This is a genomic window from Cryobacterium sp. Hh38 (genome assembly GCF_004403235.1).
GTDB classification, from domain to species: domain Bacteria; phylum Actinomycetota; class Actinomycetes; order Actinomycetales; family Microbacteriaceae; genus Cryobacterium; species Cryobacterium levicorallinum.
In genome coordinates, this window is the sequence record NZ_SOHD01000022.1 from 102,333 (window position 1) to 108,519 (window position 6,187).

Below are 6,187 nucleotides of genomic sequence, written 5' to 3' on the forward strand. Positions count from 1 at the left end.
AGAAGACGGGTCAGGGGTGAAAGGTCGGCCGACGCAGTTCGGCTACGCCTGGTGCCGGGGTAGCGGGCGCGGCGGCGGGCGGCGGTGCGGGCGACTGTGCGGGGGGCGGCGCGGCAGCCGCTTTCAGCGCCGGGCGAGCGAGGGCGTGCGCGGCGAGTTTAGCCCGCTGCCGATCCAGGTCGAGAATCGGCTTGAGTGCGGCGAAGCTCAGACGACCACCCTCGTCGAAGCGCAGTTGCCCGCCACCGCGAATGAAAACATTCGCCTGGGTGGTCAGCCCGAATCTGCGCGCTTCAGCGACGGTGAACGTGAATTCCTGGGTGAAGGTGGCACCGATCTCCGACACCACGAAGCCGTCCGGCCCAACCCGAAGTGTCGGCCGCACCCGTTCCACTGAAATGGGGCGAGTGGGGTCGATCTTCGCCGCCTCCAGCAATTTCGGGTTCTCCCAGAGAAAACGTACGATCTCTTCCGGGTCGGAGCTGAGGGCGGCCAGCCGAATTGGGTACCGCAGTCCAATGAAGGTCGCAACGCCCGAAAGGTCGTGGTTCGGCGGCAATTTGATGCCGAGCTCGGCGAATGCCTCGGTAACGACGGGATGATACTCCAGGTCGTCGTCGGGCACGACCGCCATGTCGGCGGCGAGGATTCCGCCCAGCAGGTCTTCCCAGGTCACATCCACCGGTGCCATGTAGCCCAGGCTGCGGATGAGCATTCCCAAGACCTGACGGCCAACGTCTGCGCCGGCGATCTGGTACAGGCTCGAGCGGCCTCCGGGCAAGTCGAGCCGCTTCAGCCAGAGTCGCACCACCACGCGCAGCAGTACCTGCACGATCGCGCCGCCGCGAGCGTGCGGGTCGCGCAGGGTGCGCCAGTCGGGCGGACTGTCCTCGCTCAGGGACGACCGAACGGTTCCGCGTTTGAAGAGCTCATCGCCCAAACTGAACAGGTCGCTCCGAAGTACATCCTCGCTGAGGGTATCGAGGTTGAGGGTGTCACCGCCGGACGACGTCAACATTTGTTCGACCAGGGTGCGGGTGGAAAACACGGACAGCAGCGCCACGAGGTCGGCGAACGTTTCATGCAGGGCGAGAGTGGATGCCGCCACCGCGTACACCTGCTGCGCCAGGAATCGGCTGTCCTCCAGCAGGGCCGCCAGATCATCGGGCGGTTTCTCGTCGACGATCATCCACGGCGGGGTCGGGGAGCCGATGTCGAGACTGAACGGCTTCTGACGGGGCTTTCGCACGATCACGTCGAACCGGGCGCTGCGCGGCCCCGGGCCGATGCGTTCGACCGGAACCCGCAGCGTGGTCGTGAGCAGCGGCGCGGGTTCGCCCGGGGCGGATTCGGGGGGACCGTGGTGAACGGCCCCTCGGCCAGAACGGTCAGGCTGACCTGCAGACCGCCCTGCCCGGCGTCGCTCAGCCCTGGATCGCTCAGCCCTGGATCGCTCAGCCCTGGATCGCTCGGTTGCGCGAGCGACGCGTCAGCAGACTCGGGATCGATACCAGTTGTCATGGCGGCCCCCACAGCATCCGTTTCTGTGTGCAATATGCAACCGCCGGCGTGGTTTGTCAAGGCTTCGGGTGAAGTAACGCAGCAGTAACGCTGGAGCGACATAATCGCAACGCCCCACCCCTGTTCCAGCATGAATTAGATGACATGAACTGAATGAGAGGAACGGTGCCATGCCCGAACCGATGCCCCCCGCCACACGGCAGCCGCCGCTGTCTCCAAGTGAGCTCGACCGCCTTCGCCCGCACGTGGTCAACCTCAGCGGCGGCAAATTCTCATCGAGTGGAGTGTTCCAGACCACTAAAAAAGATGTCGACGCCGTTTTTGCGACGCATCTGCCGGCCTTTGTTGCCGAGCATGGCGGCGTCGTACCCGTTATGTTCTGCGCCCACGGCGGGCTGGTCGGCGAGCAGTCCGGGCTGCGGATCGCTGCCACCCAGGTGGAGTGGTGGAAGTCCAACGGCGTGTATCCCATTCACTTCGTCTGGGAGACCGGCCTGGCCGGGGCCATCGCTGGTGCGGTGGGGGACTGGGCGCAGGGTCGTCGCGGCTGGCTCGACGAGGCCAAGGACCGCGTGCTTGAACTCGCGGCCCGATTCGGCCAGGGGCAGGCGATCTGGGGGCAGATGAAGCGCGCGGCCGAGGCTGCATCGGCCGGGGACGGCGGCGCCCGCTACGTCGCTGAAGCACTCGGCGCGTACTGCACCGCCCACCCCGACACGATCAGCGTGCACGCCGTTGGGCACAGTGCCGGATCAATCTTTCATCCCTTCTTTATTCCCGCCGCTTTGAAGGCCGGGGTACCGGCCTTCGACACGCTCAGCCTGCTGGCTCCGGCCGTGCGCACCGATGTGTTCGAGAAGCAGCTCGTGCCGCTGTGTGGCCAGGAGGTGAAGTCGCTGGCGTTGTTCACCATGACCGAAAAGCTCGAGCGCGCTGACACTTGCCTCGGCGCCTACGGAAAGTCCCTGCTCTACCTGGTGCGGGCGTCGTTTGAGCCCGAAGAATTTTCGCCCATTCTGGGCCTCGAGGAGTGCCTCCGCGCCGACCCGGTGCTCAGTCGACTGTTCGGGCTGTCCGGCGCGAGCGGAGGCATCGCTGACATTATCTGGTCGAAAGCAACGGGCGGCCCCTTGACCAACCGCAGCACCTCGACCAGCCATGGCGGGTTCGACACCGACATCCCGACCATGGACAGCGTCGCGCGCCGGGTCACCGGCAGCTCGCGCATTCAGTCATTCCCGATCACCCGCTCCCGTGGCGACGAGCTCTGGCCGGTACCAGGCCCGACCACGCCCCGGCGGGCCGGAACCCACCACGCGCTCTGTGTCGGTATCAACGCGTATCCCGGCGGCGATGCCCTCTACGGCTGCGTAGCGGATGCCGAGGCCTGGGCAGCGCAGCTCACCGCGGCCGGTTTCGCGGTGCGCACGCTGCTCGACGCGGAGGTGACCCGGCAGAATATTCTGCTCGGGCTGCTCGACGTGGTGGCGAGCAGCGTCGCGGGCGATGTGCTGGTCTTTCAGTACGCCGGGCACGGCACCTACGTGGACGACCTTGACGGTGACGAGGCGGAGTCCGGCAACGAGGAGAAGCAGTACGACGAAGCGCTCTGCCCGATCGACTTTCGCGAGGGCAATTTGATCATCGACGACGACCTCGGAGAGATCTTCGACCAGCTGCCCGACGGCGTCAGCCTCACCGCCTTCTTCGATTCCTGTCACTCGGGCGACGGCCAACGCCGGTTGCAACTGCTGCCGGTCGATGTGGAGGACCTGAGTACGGCATCCGCTCCCCATGGGCGTCGGGCGCGGTACGTCATCCCCGACAAGGAGACCAGCGAGAAATACCGGACCAAGCGCGGGGCTCCCGCCCGGGCCGGCAAGCGGGCCTTGGCGCGGGAAGTGCTGTTCAGCGCCTGTAAACCGACCGAGGTGGCGTACGAGACAGGCGGTCACGGCGATTTCACCGTGGCAGCCAGCCTGCTCGTGGTGCCGAGGGCAAATCGGCTGACCAACGGCGAGTTCCTGGCGAAGATCCGGGAGGCATTTTCGAGTCAGCCGCGACAGTACCCCGACTTCAACGGGCCGCGGGCCGCGAAATCACGGGTCTTCCTGGCGCCGCTGGTGGCTGCCGCAGCGGAACCGACTGATCGGCCGCCCGGCACCGCATCTGGCACGATCCCCGCCGCGATAACGGCGCTGCTCGACCCGGCCGCAAGCCCCGGGGGCGGGACCGACGCGCTCGCGGCATCCGCTGGTACCGCCGGATCGGCTGGCGTCGCTGCCAGTCACGAAGCGGATGCTGCGGATCGCGCCCGCGCGGCCGCCGCGTTCCTGCGCGCTGCCGCCGACTTCATCGACGGGTAGTGGCCCGCTGGTGACCCCGAAAGACGGTGGGTGCCGTTGACGACGTGACCGACGGCATCCGCTTATTGTCGACATCTTTCGCATCCATCGCTGTGGCCTGCGACACTGGAGGAACAGCTCTGCGCCGAGGTCGTCGGACCGAATCGCGGAAACGATGTACGCGCCGGCTCCTCGGAAGGACCCCATGCTCGATTTTCTGTTCAGCCCGATCCCCGGGATCATTTTCACGATTGTCGTGGTTCTGCTTATCGGCCTGATTTACGCCAAGACGATCTATAAGAACGCGGGGCCCGATGAGGCCCTGATCATCACCGGCAAGAAGAGCCGCAAGACCATCGTCGATGGCGCCACGCTCGAGGAATCCGGCCAGCGAGTCGTGCATGGCCAGGGTGTGTTCATCACGCCGTTCTTCCAGAAGGCGTTCAAGATCAGCCTGCGCAGCCGGGCGATTGAGATCACGGCCGTCGCGCAGGACCGCAACGGCATCACGCTCTCCGTCGAGGCCGTCGCCATCGTCAAGGTCGGCGACGACCCCGCTGCGATTCGCGCCGCCGCCCAGCGGTTTCTTGGGCAGGACAAGAACATTGACGGCTTCGCGCAGGAGGTGCTGAGCGGTTCGCTGCGTTCGTCGATCGGTGCGACCGACGTCATGACCGTTATTCAGAAGCGCGATGAGCTCGGTTCCTCGGTGCTCGCCACGGCTCGCGAATCACTCGCCAACCAGGGCCTCGACGTTGACTCCTTCGAGATCAAGGGCATCACCGATGAGAACGACTACATTCGTGACATCGGTCGTGCCGAGCAGGCGAAGGTGCGTCGCCAGGCCGAGGTGGCCGAGCACGTTGCGAACCGCGAGTCGCAGGAAGCCCTGATTACCGCCGAGCAGGCCATCGCGGAAGCGCAGAATACGCTCGCGCTGCGTAAGGCCGCGCTGCAGCTTGACACCGACAAGGCGTCCGCCGAGGCCGCCGCGTCGAAGCCGCTCGCCGAGGCGAAGGCGCAGCAGGCCATCGTGCAGGAGCAGGAACTGACCGCCCAGCGCCGGGCCAGCCTGCGCAAGGCCGAGCTCGAGTCCGAGGTCAACGCGATCGCCGACGCCGATGCCTACCGCATCCGGGTCACCGCGATCGCGGCGGCCGAGGCATCCGTTGCCAAGGCCACCGCCGATCGCGACAGCCGTGTCGCCAACGCCGACGCTACCCGCGCGGAGGGCCAGGCCGAGGCCGACGCCATTCTCGCCCGAGGAACCGCCGAAGCGACGGCCACGCGCCTCTCCGCCGAGGCCCTCGCCCAGCAGTCCGAGGCGCTCATTCAGCTGCGCCTGATTGAAATGCTCCCGCAGATCGCGCACGAACTGGCCGCACCGATGGGTAACATCGACCAGCTCACCGTCATTTCAACGGATGGCGCCAGCCAACTCTCCAAGAACGTCGCGTCCGGCTTCAGCGAGGTCGACGCCGTGCTCGGCTCCACCATGGGAATCGGCATCAAGGACCTGCTCGGTGGGCTGCTTGGCGGCACTGCGGGAGCCGCTTTGCGGAACGCGACGCCCAGCCACAGCGGCGCATCCGCGTCGACCACTGGTGCTGCGCCGACTCACTCGAGCGCAACCGGCGCTGCGTCACAGCAATCCGGGGCGGCGCCAACGTCGGCGTCGGCCGCCGCTGCGCCTTCGTCAACGTCGGTGGCCCCGTCCGCAGCGACGGCTGGCGCAGCGGCGCGATCAGCAGCCCAAACATCCGTTTCGCAGTCGATCGACGGCGTTGATTTCGATGCTGTCGCCGACGAAGCTGCTGCCGCAATTACCCGTGCGGCGGCGGCCCGGCTGCCCAAGAAAGCTGGGGATCGCCTGCTCCCGTAGCTGGCAGAAGCGCGGGAGATTCGCTCCCACGGCCCCGGTGCAGCTAGCGTTCGAAGACTGTAACAGTGTCTGGCCAGCGCCCGGGGGCGCGGGATCACCTGCCCCGTATCCTCCGGCACCGAAGTGCGACCCCCGACCTCGTCAGCAGCCGGGGCCGTGGGGGTTGGTGAGGCAGTCTTCGGCGACGAGTACGGTGGATTCGTTTGCGGCCATGACGGTGAATGGGGCTGAGGGCATGGTTATGGTGCCGTCGACTGGGCGCCAGCCTTGGTCGCCGAAGCTGTAGTCGGCTTGGTATTTGATGGTGAGGACGATGGAGTAGGTGCCCTTGGCCGTGTACTTGTGGCTGGTGTCGGTGGTGGTGAATTCAGGAAGTCCGAGTGCTTCCCAGCTGGCGCCTCCGGTCGGGGAGGTGGCGGTGTTTCCGTCGCCGAAGTTC

At 66.5% G+C, this 6,187-nt stretch carries 3 protein-coding genes and 1 pseudogene; 2 read left to right on the forward strand and 2 right to left on the reverse strand.

What is annotated here, in order from left to right; translation table 11 throughout:
- Window positions 1-10: 10 nt before the first annotated feature.
- On the reverse strand, window positions 11-1,249 hold the full coding sequence (locus E3T41_RS18130; protein ID WP_174775288.1) for a hypothetical protein: 1,239 nt from the start codon (window positions 1,247-1,249) through the stop codon (window positions 11-13).
- Between the two features lie 442 nt (window positions 1,250-1,691).
- Here E3T41_RS18130 and E3T41_RS07745 point away from each other — a divergent pair, with 442 nt between their 5' ends.
- Entirely contained in the window at window positions 1,692-3,887 is a 2,196-nt protein-coding gene (locus E3T41_RS07745; protein ID WP_134477977.1) for a caspase family protein, read from the forward strand.
- Between the two features lie 184 nt (window positions 3,888-4,071).
- On the forward strand, window positions 4,072-5,748 hold the full coding sequence (locus E3T41_RS07750; protein WP_166791516.1) for a flotillin family protein: 1,677 nt from the start codon (window positions 4,072-4,074) through the stop codon (window positions 5,746-5,748).
- Window positions 5,749-5,889: 141 nt separating this feature from the next.
- Here E3T41_RS07750 and E3T41_RS17865 read toward each other — a convergent pair.
- A pseudogene (locus E3T41_RS17865) lies at window positions 5,890-6,187 on the reverse strand (hypothetical protein); the annotation flags it as partial.